We start from the raw sequence: 16,529 nt of genomic DNA, 5'->3' as shown, positions 1-16,529 counted from the left end.
TGGAGCAGGCATGCGATCGGTAGACAGATCCATCGTTTCCCTCTGTTCGAGAATGTCCTGACTTCCGCCACAATATCAATCCCAAGGGGTTGTGTATGTGGTCGGCGTCAGCTTCAATTAGTTTACACGTGTTTGATCATGGTTTGCACAAATATGCATACGCCCAAGGTTCGTGGAACCGCTCCAGTGTATGCCCGGTATGACGGATGAGGGATGATGCTGCATGGGCGATAGGGTCCGTTTCCTTCAAATCACCGACCTTCACACGATGAACCGAAGCGCGCTTCTGCACCAGACGGGAGACATCAGTCTCCGCCTGGCGACCGTTATGGACATGATGATGACCGTGGACCCGGCGCCGGACATCGTTCTTCTGACTGGAGATTTAGTGGACAGGTCCTCCGGGTGGGACTACGACGAGGTCTTGCAGTTTAGTGAGCTGCTTGAAGGTGCACTGCGCCGCCCCGTAGTCGCCCTGATGGGTAATCATGACAACCGGGAAAAATTCGATGCACTGTTTGGAGTCATCCCTTCAGACGCTGTTCGGCGCCCGGGGGACAGCCACGACCATATGAGAATGGTTGGGGGCGTCAGACTCCTGGCAGTCGATTCGTCCGTCCCAGGACGTTCCTACGGGGAGCTCAGCGATGAACAGCTTGAATGGATTGAGGCAATGGCGCAAGAACCAGCGCCACTAGGAACATTGCTTAGCATGCATCATCCACCGATTTCCTCGCCCATGCCGCAGCTTCGCTTCGCCGGCCTTCGTAACTCCGCCGATCTATCAACGGCTCTGAAAGGCAGCGACGTAAAGGGCATCGTGACAGGTCACTATCACCACCCCTGCTCGGCGATGTGGCATGGAATGCTGGTTTGGTGCGGCCCTGCCCTCGCATACAGTCAGGATGTCCTAGCTGAAAATTCACACATCCGCGGCTGGAACCACGGGGCCTTCTCCCTAATTGATGTCAGTTCCGGGGAAATAACGGCATCCGTGGTGGACATCCCAGGGGAGTTGGAGTCCCCGCTCCTTGACTACGAGCTGGACGTGGGGGCAAAGGAACTTCAATGGCGAGAAGGTGTGCACAAGAAGCGTCGTACTCCATGCCTGGAGGTCGCTGCTGAGGAACGGACGCAGAGCCCTGGCAGGAGGAGCCCGTGGGGAGAGGCAGGATGACGGCGATAACGACAGTTATTTTTGATTACGGAGGAGTTCTGGCAGATGTACAGAAACCTGCCCACGGGTTTGAGGCCATGGGTCATTTCGTTCATAGGCTTATTCCACGCTCTCGGTTGAGCCCCGCCATTATCAGCGAAGATATCGAAGGTGCGTGGGGTGCGTACGACGGATGGAAGCGCCTGCAAAACCGTCGGAGGATTCCGTTGGAGATGTCACAAGACACATTCTGGGATCTCGTCACGTACGGCTGGCAGGACGTGGAAAGGGACGTGATCCTTGCCAATACCGCTCGCCTCACGCAGGAACTTGAGCTGCAAGTGATCTCCAGACCCGCAAACCCCGGCGTGGCACAAGTCTTGAAGACTCTCCGGCATGGCGGGAAGAAACTTGTGTTGGCAAGTAATTGTCTTTCTGGTGCAGCAGCACGGGTGCAGCTGCGCCATGACGGTCTGCTGGAGCTGTTTGACGCCACCTTGTTCTCTGACGAAGTTGGGTACAGGAAGCCCGGGCCCCAACTCCTGGAAGAGGCGCTTGCCGCAGTCCAGACACCGGCCCACGAAGCATGCTTCGTGGGGGACCGGTTAGATCGCGATATTCTCGCAGGTCGCAGAGCTGGTCTTGCCTTGTGCATATTGAGGCAAGCCCCGTCGGGTCCAGGTCGCCCGGTCCGGGGAGTCGAACCGGATCACAGGATCAAAGATCTGGAGGAACTCCTGCTGCTACCCGAATTGGGCCGCCTTGGGACGCCCACCCCTGACTCACCTCTTGACCGTAGCGCCTTCAATTAGTGGTCTGCCGACCTCCGGATTGCTTCGAGATGAACTGCGCTTACGAAGCACTCGCGCCCGCCACCCCTGTAAGGCTGAAGAACGATTGGGCGAAGAAAATTGCTTCGTCGCAGCCAGGCCAGTCCCTATGCCCTCTTTTTTACTAACCCAAACAACTTGGCCCCTACCCGGGCCAGAACAGAAGGAGAAACAATGACTGAACGAACCGCCACCATAGCCAGCCGTGTCGGCCTCCACGCGCGACCGGCTGCCATCTTCGCCGCAGCTGTATCGGAACTGGACGTGGACGTAACGATTGGGCGTGACGGGGAGCCGGCCAGCGACGCAATGGATGCTGCCAGCATCCTTTCTCTCATGAGCCTTGGCGCCTCACACGGCGATGTGGTGGTACTGCGCGCTGAGGGCGATGGAGCAGGGGAAGCGCTTGACGGACTCGTGCGGATCCTGGAGACAAACCACGACGAATAGGGCTTGCCCGTTCTGTGACAGGCGGAACGCCGAAAGGCGGGGCTCGGTGGGAGGGGCTTTTGCAACTCCCACCGACCTAGTCTTCCTGTTTGGGTACCCGGCAAGCCCCCGCTGGACTTCTCCACGTCGTAGGCCTCTTGTCCGGTCTAAATGGGTCGGGCAGGCAAACCGCAAGGTTTACAGGCCTTCGGACTCGCGACGCTGCGTCCGCGGGAGTAGCATTCCGCATAACAAAACTATGCTCAGTAGGGCTGTGAGTTGACATGACTTACATTGCAGAAACTTCCACACCTGAAGAAGCAGCAGCGCTCCTGGTGGCACTGATAGATACCGCCTTGATGAATGGAGAGATCACCCAGGCTCCCGAACGCAATTTGGCTCTTCAGTGCCTTGAGGAGCTGAGAAGTGTCGACGCGTCGACAGCTTTGGAAAGCAGATCTGCCATTGTGAGCAAGCTACGTACTTTATGCTTTCACCTGGCCGTCCGAACGGAAGACACCGCTTTTCAGACCCTCTCTCCCCACCGAATGGCGGCCCTTACCGCTCTCCTAGTTTCCTGAACAGTCGAACCTTAGCTGGCAAGGACGCTGCCTGGAGTCCGAACGCGTAGTCGACCTCGGTGGCGCCTACTGAATGGAATGCTCCGGCCGCAGTTAGGCGAAGAGCAACAGGCAGTTACCCTCCGCCGCATGGCCCGGCTGAGAACCACAATTTTCGAAGCATGCACGGGAACGAAACCCTGCCGCGGCGTGCTTGGACTCCCTGCGCTTGGGCGCGAGAACGGAGCGGCGTACCCACAGTCAGCCCGAATCCTTAGGCGCGACACCAGCCAAGTCTTGACACTCAAAAAGGGTGGGGGTAAAACCAAAAGTCCACGCAGGTGTGGACTGATTTATCGCCGCCCTAGCCGGTCCGGGAGAGCGCAAGAGAGAGGCCCTTCAAGGCTCCAAGTCAGCCAAAGGATGGAACGAAAATGCGATTTGCTGAGATGGGCACTTCCCACACAGCGCTTCAGATGAAACGCCGTGTCAGGACCGTTACGCAGAATTGTGCCGGCTGGATCAACAAAGGGACTTTTCGCTTATCCGAAACCCCCAAGTCGAAGCTGGCAGTAATCAATCAATCAGGAGACACATCCACTCCCGGCGAAGCCGCCGCCCTCTTGGCCGCGCTCATCCGCATCGCCTTGATAAACGGTGAGATAACAGAGGCGGACGAACGCCGCTTAGCATTCCACTGCCACAAGGAACTCTTAAACGTGCAGGGGACTACGGACCTGATAACCAGACAAGCGATCGTCAGCAAGCTGAGCGAGCTCATCCTGCAATTGACGATCCGAACCGAAGACACAGTGTTTCAAACCCTTTCACCGCGAAGGCTGGCAGCACTCAGGGCCGTCTTCGTGTCTGAAGTATGACTGTTTTCGGTGGCTAGACACGCTCCCGATGAGTGAATCTGTCCCTGATTCGGCACGCCCCGGAGGGACCTGCCATCGCTGGCCAGTGGCTTGTTTATCGACGGTCATGTTGAGTTCCGAGATCGGCTGCCCCCGACTCAAGGTTTCTGCCTCGGACGCCGACCTTTGGGCAAAGTCGCAGCCTGCCCGACCACATGACCGGTCCTGACTGTTGTGTGCTGGAGCGGGAATGGCCGTGGAAGCGGAGCTGTGTGCCCACTCGGTGGGTGAAAACTTCGGGGGTCGTGATTTTTCGGTTGTTGGTTGCAGGCATCGTTCTAGTAAGGGTCGATTTGCTGGGTTGAGGGTTGGGGGACTGGCGCGGGACGCGAAAACTTCGGTGTGGAGAGTTGGGTTCTTGTTCTGGAAAGTTTTCGTTTCCAGGGCCGGCGGCAGCGCCCTGGCTGCGCGGAGGACCCGCCCAGCGACCATGAAGACATACCAGATTGACGTACAGAGTTCATGCTTCTGCTTGTCTATCGGCGATATGGAATGGAACAGCCTGAGTGGGGAAGATCTGCGGTTGCGGAGTACTTGGGGCGATAGCGGCTCGGCGTGCGCATCGTGGAGTATATGGATCGCTGACCGTGGCGGTCTTGGCTCCGGACCGGCGTTCCAAGTGTAAGGGCGAGGAACGCCGCCCGGGGTGAGCGCTGAATGTGTTAGGACAAACAAGAACCGCCCACTGTCGTTGAGGTGTGCGGTCGTGGGTTTGAGCTCTTTGAGGGGCCGAAATTGGGGTGTGCACATTGTCCACACTTTCCGGCCCGGAGCGGGTGGTACAGGGTGCGGACCGCCTCTAATTCCGCATGTTTCCGGGGGTTCCCAGTGATTGCAAGGCCGGGAATGCGGTTCGAGTCCCACCTCGGGCACGACATATCGCCTCGTCAGAGGCAATTTTGCTTTGACGTGTGTACAAAGCTTGATTCTCGTCGCTCTGACGGGTTGGTTCGCGGGCTGTGGCCTGGCCGCCGCGGTGGCCTGTGCAGGTGTGTGGGGTGGCGGGTTCAAGGCCCTTGCTGGTGGGCCTTCCGCCTGCTGTGGCTGCGGTTATGCGGTACCTCGTGTTGGTTGTCTCGGGTTGGCCGGGGGTGGCCTACACCTGTTCATGGGCCGGGGGAGCGGGCACAACATGACTTCGCCGATTGCGGTGCGAAACTTCCTTGGACGGCCCCGCTTTTTGGGCGCGGGAACTGGGGAACCGCTGTTTTGTCCTGCCAAAGGAGGTGTGGACAGTGTCAACACTTACTTCTGCCTTAAGGGCCGCTGGGGCCGACTTGTGGGCGTTGCAGCAGATTCCAGATTGCCGGCCGAGCATACCGCCTCGATTCCGCAGGGGAGTGGCCCCATCCAGGTGCTGGAAATGACAGACAGCGACGCTGGATCTGGTTGTACAAAAAGTGCAGGGATGGGCCTGGCCGCTCTGAGTTCTTGGGGCACTAGCTGGCGGCGCGGCAGCCTTGGCAGTGTGAATTTGTTTGCCTTCCTATGTGCCCATTGACCGGCTGCAGTACGTCCGGACGGGCATGAAACCGACGAATGACCTGGCCGTGTCCTTTTGAGTGGCGTGGCGGTTTGAGCGGAGTCAGAAGTGTCCGGTTTGGGTCTACGAGTTTCTTGAGCCATCGCCACAAAAATGGAGGAGGGGCCCTACTCTGACACCTGGCACACGCCAGCCTGACGTGTGCCTCATCTTGGAGCCGGCCCCGGCCGGGAAGGGGAAAGCCCTCGACCGGAGCGGGTCGAGGGCCTTCTTCATGTGCAGTGCTGGGGAGGAGATGGAGGTCTACGCCTTGGAACCGTTCGCCTGGGTCCCGCCGTGTGGAGTCTCGAAGAGCAGGTGCTCTCCTTCGAGCACTTCGGGGTCTGCCGGTGCGACGGTGGCACGTGGGCCCTTGCTGCCGGTCTCGGGGAGCGTGAAGTAGACGATGAGGGAGAGGGTGACAATGGCGATCATGTAGTACGCAACGAACATGGGCTGTCCGGCGCCGACGAATGCAGCGGCGATAAGTGGTGCGGTGCCACCGAAGACGGCGATGACGATCTGGTGCGCGAAGCCGATGCCTGCTACCCGGACTGAGGCCGGAAAGAGCTCGGCCTGGATTGTCGGGTAAACGGCCTGCCAAATACCGAGAACTACCCACCCGGATGCCGAAACTAGAACGTATACCCAGAAGCCTGGCTGGTTCAGCAGCAGAAGCAGTGGGTAGAAGAGCACGATCATGCCGATGGCACCGATGATGGGGAAGATCTTGCGTCGGCCGAGGCGGTCGGAAAGGTATCCGCAGACCGGCACGATGACCACGAGCAATACCAGCCCGATAACGCTCCCGGCCAGGGTGGAGGACAGGTCCCGGCCGGTGGTCAGCTTGGCATAGGTGGGGAGGAAGGTGGCCCAGGTGTAGTAGGCCACTGCCGGGGCAGAGAGTGCCGCTGCCTGGAGCAGAGCCTTCGGGTGTTCGCGGATCAGGTCCTTCAGGCGCGCCCAGGCGGACTTTTGATCGACGAGGGCAGCTGCCTCAAACTCAGGGGTCTCATCCGAGCGGGCCCGCAGGATGAGACCGGCGACGCCGAGAACGCCGCCGATGACGAATGGGATTCGCCAACCCCAGGCTGCGAGTTCGGCGGGAGCAAAGGATGATGTCACGATTGCGGCGGAACCGGTCGCTGCGAGGGTTGCGAGGCCGCTTGCCATGTTGGAGAACGAGCCGAACAGGCCCCTCCGGTTCGCGGGAGCGTGTTCGACCATGAACGCGATGGCGCTTTGCTGCTCGGTGCCGGCCGAGATTCCCTGGAGGATGCGTGCAACCAGGAAGAGAACAGGTGCTGCGTAGCCGATCGTCGCGAATGAGGGGGTGAGGCCGATGATGAGAGAGCCGAGCGCCATTCCGGAGATGGACAGCGTCAGGATGAGCCGGCGGCCGTAACGGTCGGCCAGCGGCGAGATGATGATTCCGCTGAGCGGGCGTATAACAAAACCGACGGCGTAGGTGAGCAGCGCTGCGACAAGGGACGCGAAGGGGTTCTCGCTTGGGAATATCTGTCCCGCGAACACCGCTGCCAGCAGCCCGTAGATGTACCAGTCGTACCACTCCACAAAGTGGCCGATCGTGCCTGCCACCATGTTGACGGAGCGCCGGGGCGGCTCCGGCACTTCCAAAAATTCAGAAGGGCCCGAGCTGTCGAGCGCATCTTTTGAGGTCTTCATTGAACTCTCCATACTTTCACGTTTGCTGAGGAGGGGTTAGGGATTGCACCGGAGGCAATCGGTCCTCCGGCTTTTCACCGGAACCAATAAGATCGATTGCTGAGATCGGTTGCAGAGATCGGTTGCAACAACACTAAGGGTGGCAAAAGAGACTTGTCAACGTCTTTTTGTGAGTCGCGTCGCAGATTCTGGCATTGCCGCCTCCGGAGGAGAGCAACCACTTTGTGCACTGGAGGCAGTCGTGCTGCCTCGGTCGATTTAGGGGTGGTGTGGCCAATTCATGCTGCAGGCTGAAAGAGCGGCCCGCGTAGAACTGGCCGAAATGAGCGGCTCTGGCGGCTGAGCCGTCACCCCTCTGCCGGAAGGGGTGTCTCGTTGTTGAAGTCCAGGTACTGCACGCCTGACCACGTGCATTCCAAACTCCCATAGACGGACCAGTACTCATCCCAATGGGAAAGCTTCCACTGGTCCCGTTCCAGGCCGCGGCGGGTCAGCCGGTCCCGCAGAAGGTCCTGGGGGACCCTTACCCGCACCACCGTGGTCTCAGAAGGTGGCCAATGGAACTTTTCTGCCGCGCGCGTCAGAAAATCCGGATCGTCAAAGTAGGCTCCGAAAGGGGCATCGAGCACGACGGACCGGCCCAGACGCAGGTTGGCTCCGGCCACGTCCATGAGTGTCTCGTACTCGAGGGGCAGCAGGTTGTCGCGATAGTAGTCGTTGGATTCCCGGTCGGTGGGGTCGTGTCCAGTTGCCTTCAGCGCGAACTCGACGAAGCGTCCGCATATCCGGTCTTTGTCCAGGTATGCCGCGTTGTTTTCTTGTGCTGTTCTCTGCGCGATCGTGGTTTTCCCGGAGCCCGCCGGGCCGATGACAATAAAGACGCTGGGGACTGTCATCGGCGGGCCTCTGCCACTGCGGAAAGGAACTCTTCGGCGGCTTTGGTGACGCGGCCAAAGTCGCCATCGGGCTGCCAGGCTTTGGTCACATAGCTGCCGACGCCGACACCTGCAACGCCCGCGGCAAACCATTCGCTGACGTTCTCCAGCGTTACGCCGCCTGCCGGCATGATCGGCAGGTGTGCCAGCGGAGCGAGCACGGACTTGGCGTAGGGGATGCCGCCAGCCTCGGTGGGGAAGAGCTTGAGGATGTCAGCGCCCGCCTCTGCGGAGTTAACAAGCTCGGTCGGCGTGTAGGCCCCGCTAATAGTGGGTATCTGGTAGCGGTTCGCTGTCCGGATCATCGCCGGGTTCAGCTGGGGACTGACCAGGAATTCAGCCCCGGCGCGGATGCACTCGTAGGCCGAGTGCTCGTCCAGTACCGTTCCGGCGCCGATCGCGACTCCATTGGCCCCATGTTTGGCGGAGAGCCGGCGGATTACCTCGACGGCGCCCGGGATCGACAGTGTGATTTCAAGGGCGCGGAAGCCTCCGGCGATGGCAGCTTCCGCAACGCGTTCTGCCACGTCGGCGTTCTCCAGGCGGACGATGAGGACGGCGCCTGATTCGTCGATGGTCTGCAGGGTGCGAAGTTTCTTATACATGGTGGCCTTTCTTGGGCCCAAGCGGGTTTGGTTTTGCTTATCGTCTGGGCCGCTGTTGTGGTGTCGTTGACAAACTCTCCCACCATCCATAGTGTTATTGCAACCGATCTCAGCAACCGATCTCATACAAGGGGGTATCGCGGTTGACTCACGAACGCACAATCATTCTTGGTGCTTCCCACTGGCACGTTCCGCTGTACGCACAGGCGATTGCCGAAATGCACCAGGTCGTCGGCGTCAGTGACGACGACGTGTCCCTCGTCCAGGGCCTGGCCGATGGCTGGGGAGCACCGGTGGAAGCTGACTGGCGGAAGCTGGTTGACCTTCCCGACGTTGGCCTTGCCTATGTGTTTGGCCCGCATCACGGCATGGCGGAGAAGTGTCTTGCCCTGATCGAACGGGGGATTCCGTTCGTGGTGGAAAAGCCACTGGGAACGTCCCTTGCCGAACTAGCTGCGGTGCGCAAAGCCGCCGAGGCAGCCGGTGTCCCTGCCACCGTCCCGCTGATCCAGCGGGGCGGCGCCGCCGACCGATGGCTCGCCAAAGCCGGCCGGCCGACATATCAGCGGATCTCATTTATTGCCGGGCCGCCGTCCCGCTACCTCAATAACGGCAATGCGTGGATGCTGGATCCGGCCAAGGCCGGCGGAGGGTGCCTGGCGAACCTGGGTCCACACTTCGTGGACCTGTTCCTGCAGGGCTGTAGCGCAACCACGGTTCGTGTGCTGTCCCGGCTTTCGTCAACGTTGCACGGCGGAGGCGTGGAGGACCACGCCAGCCTCATCATCACTACGCCGGAGGGACGGGAAGCCATCGTGGAGGTCGGCTATGCCTTCCCTGGCTCCCCGTTAAAGCGTTACTGCAGCTACACGTCGGTTGGTGAGGCAGGATACGCCTCCGTTAACTCCGATGGTTCTGCTACCTTCACCGCCCTGGACGGGACAAGCGAGTCCGCCACGATCAACGTGGACAGCGACCCTCTCTACGATCCGTTTGTGCGGCGGGTCGCTCAGACGCTGGAAGATGGATTCCAGGGCTTGCCGACGCTGGCCCAGCTCGAAAACGTTATGCGCCCCATTTGGCAGGCCTATGACGACCAGCACGGAGGAAGAGAACATGCCTGATCTGAGTATCGACGTCGTTGCGAAAGCCGCCGGTGTCCACCGGTCCACGGTCTCCCGGGCATTCTCCCGCCCGGAAGCTGTGAAAAGCGAAACACGCGAGCACATCCTCCGGGTCGCCGAGGGGCTGGGCTACACGATGAGTCCACTCGCCCAGGCGCTTCGACGAAAAACCAGCACCTTCATCCCGCTGATCGTCCCTGACATCACCAACCCGTTCTTTGCAGAACTTGCCAAGACGATGACGCAGGCGGCGGACGAGCGCGGCTACCAGCTGCTGCTCTGCGTAACCAATGGTGACCCTGCCAAAACTGAGGGTTACTTCATCGCCATGCAGGCCATGTATGCCCCCTTCGGGATCGTCGCGCCTTCCACGAAGGTCGATACCGAGGCGCTGAAACGCTTCGACTTCGGCCACAAGGTGGTCGTGATCGACCGGGTGGAAGGGGACGATGCGGTCCCCACGGTCACCGTCGACAGCCGCCGCGGAATCATGCTCGCGCTGGACCACCTGCATTCTCTGGGGCACACTTCGATCGGCTATGTTTCCGGCATCGCCGGAACGCACACCGCTCAGGACCGGATGGACGCGTACCTGGAGCTATCCGCTGAGAGCGGCAGCGCACCTGTGGTGCTGGACAGCGGGTCAGATCTGGATGCGGGCACGCGTGGGGCCGAGCATTTCCTCGAGATGGAGAATCCGCCGACGGCGATCATCGCGGCCAATGACATGGTGGCCTTTGCGGTAATCTCGGCCCTCGGCAAGAGCGGCGTGCGTGTTCCGGAGGACGTGTCGGTCATCGGTTTCGATGGTCTGGCCCTTGGAGCCCGGTTCAACCCTCCTCTGACAACGGTGCGGCAGCCGATCGCCGACATGGGCCACATCGCCATCGAACTGGCTGAGAAGCAGAATATCGACGGCTCCGTGGACCACATCGTCCTCGAGCCTGAGCTTCTGGTCCGTGGCTCCACCTCGGGACCGCGCGCATGACCGCGCAAATGGATGGCGCCCCGGCAGAAACACTGCGGCGGCTGCCGGGGCTCCAGCACACGGACCACGTCGGCCTGACCGTCCCCAGCCTTGAGGAAGGTATCCGGTTCTTCGTCGACGTGCTCGGGGCCGAGGAACTGTATCGCTCAGAGCGGGGTCCCGACGAAGAATTCATGCCCACAAACTTTGACGTCCCGGCAGATGCGAAACTCACGCTGGCCATGCTGCGACTGCCCCCGAACCTCAATATTGAACTCTTCGAGTGGAGCAGTGCTGAGCGGCGCGAAACCCCGCCGCGGCATTGTGATGCCGGCGGACACCACCTGTGCTTCGTCGTGGACGACGTCGATGAAGCGCTCGCCGTGCTCCGGGAAATACCTGGGGTACGGGTGCTCGGTGAGCGCAAAGAAGTCGCAGGCGATAGCCCGCGCGTAGCCGGTAACCGCTGGACTTACTTCCTTACCCCCTGGGGCCTGCTGATGGAGATCGTCGACCGGTCCCGCGTCGCAGCCCCACCGCGGCTGGTCGGTCCTGCGGACTGGGCAGCGGCTCCAAACACTTCCAGAAAGGACACTCAATGATGCGGCTTGCAGGTCACACACTCGGAACCCCGGACCACACGGTTCCCCAGGCACTGGCGCTCTTCAAAGCCGCCGGCCTCGACGCCGCGGAGGTTATCTACCAGGACGACTACCTGTCAGGGCTGCCTCTGGGTGACCGGCGCGCGGCGATGGAGGCGTTGAAGGCTTCCGACAGTGAAGGCGTGCCGATCGTAGGCCTGACGCCATACACGACAGCCATCAACTCCCTTGAGGACGTGGAGTGGCGCGGCGCGGTCGATGAATTTCGGGGTGCCATTGAAACCGCGCATATGGTCGGGGCTGATCGGGTCCGTGTCTACGCCGGGTCCTGGCATGCCGGGGACTTCGACCATGCCCGGCGGTGGGCAAAGCTCGTGGATGCGTTGCAGACCCTTGCGCCTGAAGCTGAACAGGCAGGCGTACGGCTGTGCGTTGAGAACCACTTCGGCACAATGACCCAGTCCGCGGCCGAAACCGCAGCCCTGGTCCGCGAAGTCGCGCACCCGGCCATCCGCGTTCTGTACGATCAGGCGAACCTGACGTTCACCCACGACGAAAAGTTCGAACAGGCCCTCGCCGTCCAGGGCGACCTGCTCGGCCACGTGCACGTGAAGGACCTTGTCTTCACCGATCCCAACGCAGCATTCCGCGCAACCGAAACAGCGCGTGTCAACGCTTCCGAGCGGGCCGTACGGTCCCGCGTCGTAGGAAGCGGCGTCGTTCCCTGGCCCCAAATTCTGGCCGGGCTGGTGCAGCACGGCTACAACGACGTGCTCAGCATCGAACTTGAATACCGCTGGCACCGGCAAGACCTTCCCAAGCCCGAGGACGGATTCAGGGAATCAGCCGACGTCCTGCGCGCCATGCTCTCCGATCCCGCCCATGTAAGGAACGCCCGATGAACACCAACCGCCTCCGCGTCGGCGTCATCGGCGCCGGAAACATCGCCACGATTGCCCAATTGCCCACACTCGTACAGCGGCATGACGTTGAGCTTGCCGCCCTGGTATCACGCCGTGAGGATCCGGGCAGCCTGGTCCGACGCTGGGGCTTCGGCTCCGCCTACAAGTCGGTCGAGGACATGCTGGGTGCGCAGGACCTGGACGCAGTCTTCGTCCTGACGCCCCGCTCCGAGCATGCCCACGCAGTCCAACTGTGCCTGAGCCGCGACGTCGATGTGTTCTGCGAAAAGCCTCTGGCCCCGGCCACTGAGGAGGCAGAACGTTTGGCGGACCTGGCCGATGAGCGCGGCCGCATCCTGATGGTCGACTTCAACCGCCGGTATGCCCCCGTTTACACGGCCGGCCGCGAGCTGTTTGGCACGAAAGGCGCTACCTTCTGCGTGGCCCAGAAGAACCGCCCCGGATCGGAATACCGCGCAACCTTCGAGAACGCCATCCACATGGTCGATCTGCTCCGCTGGTACTGCGGTGGCGAACCTGTTGACGTGGCGGCGCACGCAGCGGGCGACGACCCGTGGGAGGAAGACGGCGTCGCGGCCATGATCCGCTTCAGCACCGGCAACACCGGAGTGCTCATGGCAGCCCGGACAGCCGGTGCCTGGAGCGAAAAACTCGATGCCTACGGCGACGGCAAGACCGTGGAAGTCAGGGCCCCGGAAACCGTCTCGACCACTGTCCAGGGAGTCACCACATCACGCGAGCTCAGCGCCGAGGCGTACGGCTGGGCAACGGCCACCGACACGCTCGGATTCTCCGCCGCCGTCCATCACTTCCTGGACCGCGTCGCCGACAGGGCCCAGCCACTGACCTCCGGCCGGGAAGCTGTCCATACCCAGAGGCTGCTTGACCAAGTCCTCGCCGCCTCGGGACTGCCCACAGAAGAACAACCAGGCCGGGAATGGGCCAGCCACGCCACCAGCGGCAACAGCTAGGCAGCACGGGCACCTGCGCCATTCTGGACCGGGGTCGGCAGAGAACCTGGGCTTTAACAGTGCGGCAGCAGGTCAGGGCGCGGAGCGGCGCTCACTGAAGCAGCCGCGCCCGGAGCGGGGACACCCTTTGAAACACCTCAACTAAGGAGCTGGAAAGATGAAACGAGCAGCCCACCAGCCAGTCGCTGGGCAGCAACGGACAAGCGGAGTTATCAGATGAGCCTTAAAGACCAAGTCGTTCTGGTAACCGGATCAAGCGGCGGAATCGGCGACGCAGTCGTCGACGCCCTCACAGCCGAAGGGGCCATCGTTATAGGTGCCGACCGCGGCGCGAAGGAGGGCCAAGAACTAGCCGGCTTCTTCACGCTCGACATCACCTCCGAAGAACAATGCGCCACCGTCGTCCGTGATGTCACAGCCAGGTACGGCCGCGTCGACGCGCTTGTCCATGCAGCTGGAGTCCTGGGTGCCACGCCGGACATCATGAAAACAACGACCGAAGAATTCGACTCCATCATGCGGATCAACGGTTCGGGCACCTTCTCCATGGTCCGGGAAACCGCACAATCAATGATTGGGACCGGAACTGCCGGCGCGATCGTGATCCTCTCCTCCGTTGCAGCCAAAGAGGCCCGACTCAACTACTTGCCCTACAACGCAAGCAAACTCGCGGTGCTTCACATCATGTGGTCCTTCGCCGAGCTGCTCGGCCCCAACGGCATCTCGGTCAACGCCATCGCGCCGGGCCCGGTAAACACTCCCATGTGGGCCCAATTCGCGAAGGACTCGGGCCCGGATGCAGCCGCCAACCGGGCCAAGCGCGCCGCCCAGCTTCCCATGCGCCGGTTCGCTGAACCCGACGAAGTCGCCCGCGCCATCCTCTTCCTTGCCGATCCGGACAACCGTTACATCACCGGCGTATCCCTTGATGTTGCAGGCGGAGCACATCTGGGAATGGGAACCTGATCCAGGAATCCACCGAAGGACGATGCAGGGCTCCAGGCTGGCTTTGCCTGGCGCAGGAACTGGTAGCGTCTCCCTGCTAATCCCGGAGACCTGAGTGAAGCAACCTTTGATACTCCGTTGCGTGCTTTCTGGACGAACCTCGGTGCCGGTTCCCGCCCGTTGTTAGCGCCGCGCTGTTTTGCAGATGCGATGTCGTCCCTTTGGGGTGCGGTCGTAGGTTGAATGGTTCGGCGGGGCGAAATCGGGGTGTGGACATAGTCCACAGTCTTGGCCTCGGATCGGCTTTTACCGCCCTCGGACTGCTTCGATTTCCGCATGTTTTCGCAGGTTCCCTGTGTCTGCAAGGCCCAGAATGCGGTTCGAGTCCCACCTCGGGCACAGTGTTACCGCAGGTCAGAAGCTTTCGCGCCGTTTGGTGTGTACAGAGCGTGACACACACAATGTAAAAGTCTATAAGCGGTTACGGTCGCGTCCCTGACTGCCATTTTTCAAGCTGTGGCCTTCAAGGCAGATTGCTCGCCTGTTCCCCGGGTATCCCGGGGGGCTATGGCTATGAGCAGGCCCAATTTCCGCCGAGACGCGTTGTATGGGTGTTCCGCTTGGCCACGTGGCATTGTGACCAGGTCTAACCAGTGCTTCGCCCACAACGGTGTCGTTCAGCTTGGCCGGGCGCCCCGAACAGCTTTGAGGTATGTAATGGCTATCTCGAATCGAAGGTGATTGTGAGCGTGTCCTGGCAGGTCTTTCTGCGGACCATGAGCGCGGTCTACGGAAAGACCTGCCGGACAGTCAGGACCTGGACTAATGCGTTGCCTTGATTTCGTGAATGGTCAGGTCCCGGAAAGTGGCGGCTCCTTCGTGGGCGTAGAGGCGGATTGCGTTGTCGCCTTTAAGGGGGAACACCCGGTGCGAGTGCACCAGCCGTCCTTCTCCGAGGAACATCTCCACGCTTGTGCTGTCCACGAGGATGCGGATTGTGAGCCGTCCTGCCGAGGGGTCGATCGGGGTCTGGGTTTCGCCTCCTGTTGGGTTGATCGTTGGACGCCTGTTGAGGTAGGCGAAGGGGCCCCGCAGGAATGCACCGGCGGCAACGTGCCTGCCGCCGCCCTCTGCCCGGCATACTTCAAGGCCAACGTTGGCAGGTGGGGAAGCGGGGTCCCAGACGAGCTCGCAGGTGAGGTCGTAAGCGGTCGCACGGACGTCGAGGTCACGGGTGCCCTTTACAACTATGTCGCCCAGGAGGTGGGTGCGCTTCACGTGGTTTTCCAGTGCTGACGTGGGCGCGGAGACCAGGTAGTACCCACCGTCCGCGTGTTTGAGGCGGATGTCGCGCACAATCATGTCATCGCCGTTGTACGCGTCCGTCTCAAGGGTCGGTGTGTTGTGGGGGTAGTCCCAGAAGTTCGCCCACCCGATTGCCCGGCGGAGCGTCTCATCTTCCGCACCCGAGGCGTCGTGATGTGGATAGGTGACTGCCCCGTAAAAGTCGTAGCCGTGGTCGAGCCATTCGGGCTCGGGCTGATCAGGCTTGAACGATGTTCCGTCGAAGGCGCCAGTCCAGTACGCGTAGGTGGCGGGCAGGCCACGGGCTTTGCCGTTGGCACTCGTACCGAGGATCCAGCGGGAGGTGCCGTCGTCAGCGGTCATGCGGAAGATGTCAGGGCATTCCAGAAGCCCAAGATCGGTGCGTACAAACTCGCCAACGCGCCGCCAGGACCGCAGGTCGGCGGATGTGTAGAAGCCGAGCTTCTGCCCCTCGGCGTTCGCCATGAACCAGCGTCCGCGGTCATCGTCCCAGATGACTTTGGGATCGCGGAAGTCGTGCACTCCGGGGTTGGGCAGCACCGGGGCCGGACCGGCGGCCCGGAACGAGCGCCCCCGGTCCGTCGAGTACCAGAGGTACTGGGCCTGGCGGCCTTCGGGCGCCTGCGTCACGAGGGCAATCACCGCACCCTCGCCGTATCCGGCGGTATTCCGCTCGTCCACCACCAGAGACCCTGACCAGCAGTCGCCGTTGCCATCGCTGAACTTCGGGATCGCGACGCCGTGGTCAGTGAACGCGACGTGATCCGTAGTGGTCGCGCGGCGCCACGACGTGCCTCCGCCGCCGCGCAGATAGTCGGCATTGTACAGGTAGTAGTAGTGGTATTCCCCGTCTATGTAGACGGGGCGCTGGGGGTCGTTCTTCCAGTTGTCCGGGACGCTGAAGTGAAAGGCGGGACGCATCCGGCGTGATCCTTTCGAAATTGAGCCGTTTGATGCTGGATCTGGTGTCCTGGCCGGTGCGGCTGCGGCGGGTCCGGCGAACGCCGCAGACAGTGCGAGTGATCCGCTGA

14 protein-coding genes are annotated in these 16,529 nt (G+C 61.4%); 10 read left to right on the top strand and 4 right to left on the bottom strand.

Annotation, left to right across the window (positions count from 1 at the left end; all coding sequences use genetic code 11):
• Nucleotides 1-223 precede the first annotated feature (223 nt).
• The 4 genes from GK109_RS00205 (at nt 224) to GK109_RS00185 (ending at nt 3,853) form a co-directional block, all read left to right on the top strand.
• Entirely contained in the window at nt 224-1,177 is a 954-nt protein-coding gene (locus GK109_RS00205) for a metallophosphoesterase (RefSeq protein ID WP_157238244.1), read from the top strand.
• On the top strand, nt 1,174-1,968 hold the full coding sequence (locus GK109_RS00200) for an HAD family hydrolase (protein WP_157238243.1): 795 nt from the start codon (nt 1,174-1,176) through the stop codon (nt 1,966-1,968). Before GK109_RS00205 ends, GK109_RS00200 begins: the two co-directional genes overlap by 4 nt.
• Nucleotides 1,969-2,160: 192 nt before the next feature.
• Nucleotides 2,161-2,436 carry an HPr family phosphocarrier protein gene (locus GK109_RS00195; protein ID WP_157238242.1) on the top strand — a complete coding sequence of 92 codons (276 nt, stop codon included), beginning with the start codon at nt 2,161-2,163 and terminating at the stop codon, nt 2,434-2,436.
• A gap of 973 nt (nt 2,437-3,409) precedes the next feature.
• On the top strand, nt 3,410-3,853 hold the full coding sequence (locus tag GK109_RS00185; RefSeq protein ID WP_157238240.1) for a hypothetical protein: 444 nt from the start codon (nt 3,410-3,412) through the stop codon (nt 3,851-3,853).
• Nucleotides 3,854-5,678: 1,825 nt separating this feature from the next.
• Here the strand turns inward: GK109_RS00185 and GK109_RS00180 are convergent.
• The 3 genes from GK109_RS00180 to GK109_RS00170 form a co-directional block, all read right to left on the bottom strand.
• Nucleotides 5,679-7,100: an MFS transporter gene (locus tag GK109_RS00180; protein ID WP_157238239.1), complete on the bottom strand. Its 1,422-nt coding sequence runs from the start codon at nt 7,098-7,100 to the stop codon at nt 5,679-5,681.
• 347 nt (nt 7,101-7,447) lie between these two features.
• Nucleotides 7,448-7,996 (bottom strand): AAA family ATPase, encoded by a 549-nt coding sequence (locus GK109_RS00175; RefSeq protein WP_157238238.1) that lies wholly within the window; start codon nt 7,994-7,996, stop codon nt 7,448-7,450.
• Nucleotides 7,993-8,640 carry a bifunctional 4-hydroxy-2-oxoglutarate aldolase/2-dehydro-3-deoxy-phosphogluconate aldolase gene (locus tag GK109_RS00170; protein ID WP_157238237.1) on the bottom strand — a complete coding sequence of 216 codons (648 nt, stop codon included), beginning with the start codon at nt 8,638-8,640 and terminating at the stop codon, nt 7,993-7,995. The genes GK109_RS00175 and GK109_RS00170 overlap by 4 nt, the downstream gene beginning before the upstream one ends.
• 143 nt (nt 8,641-8,783) lie before the next feature.
• On the opposite strand from GK109_RS00170, the gene GK109_RS00165 reads away from it, so the two are divergent.
• The 6 genes from GK109_RS00165 to GK109_RS00140 all read left to right on the top strand — a co-directional run bounded on the left by GK109_RS00165 (nt 8,784) and on the right by GK109_RS00140 (nt 14,193).
• Nucleotides 8,784-9,764, top strand: coding sequence for a Gfo/Idh/MocA family protein (locus GK109_RS00165; RefSeq protein ID WP_157238236.1), 981 nt, complete (start codon nt 8,784-8,786; stop codon nt 9,762-9,764).
• Complete coding sequence (locus GK109_RS00160; RefSeq protein ID WP_157238235.1) at nt 9,757-10,752, top strand: LacI family DNA-binding transcriptional regulator; 996 nt, start codon at nt 9,757-9,759, stop codon at nt 10,750-10,752. Before GK109_RS00165 ends, GK109_RS00160 begins: the two co-directional genes overlap by 8 nt.
• A complete protein-coding gene (locus tag GK109_RS00155; protein WP_231754769.1) occupies nt 10,749-11,333 on the top strand; it encodes a VOC family protein in 585 nt (194 codons plus the stop codon). Before GK109_RS00160 ends, GK109_RS00155 begins: the two co-directional genes overlap by 4 nt.
• Nucleotides 11,330-12,235, top strand: coding sequence for a sugar phosphate isomerase/epimerase (locus GK109_RS00150; protein WP_231754768.1), 906 nt, complete (start codon nt 11,330-11,332; stop codon nt 12,233-12,235). Before GK109_RS00155 ends, GK109_RS00150 begins: the two co-directional genes overlap by 4 nt.
• Complete coding sequence (locus GK109_RS00145; protein ID WP_157238234.1) at nt 12,232-13,227, top strand: Gfo/Idh/MocA family protein; 996 nt, start codon at nt 12,232-12,234, stop codon at nt 13,225-13,227. The genes GK109_RS00150 and GK109_RS00145 overlap by 4 nt, the downstream gene beginning before the upstream one ends.
• A gap of 216 nt (nt 13,228-13,443) precedes the next feature.
• Complete coding sequence (locus GK109_RS00140; protein ID WP_157238233.1) at nt 13,444-14,193, top strand: SDR family NAD(P)-dependent oxidoreductase; 750 nt, start codon at nt 13,444-13,446, stop codon at nt 14,191-14,193.
• 801 nt (nt 14,194-14,994) lie between these two features.
• Here the strand turns inward: GK109_RS00140 and GK109_RS00135 are convergent.
• The gene (locus tag GK109_RS00135; protein ID WP_157238232.1) at nt 14,995-16,419 is read right to left on the bottom strand and encodes a glycoside hydrolase family 32 protein; all 1,425 of its coding nucleotides are present in this window, start codon (nt 16,417-16,419) and stop codon (nt 14,995-14,997) included.
• Between the last annotated feature and the right edge of the window lie 110 nt (nt 16,420-16,529).

It is taken from the genome of Pseudarthrobacter sp. GA104, from assembly GCF_009741265.1.
Taxonomy (GTDB): domain Bacteria; phylum Actinomycetota; class Actinomycetes; order Actinomycetales; family Micrococcaceae; genus Arthrobacter.
Note: the sequence above shows the minus strand (reverse complement) of the source record. Positions and strands in the feature narration are given on the sequence as shown.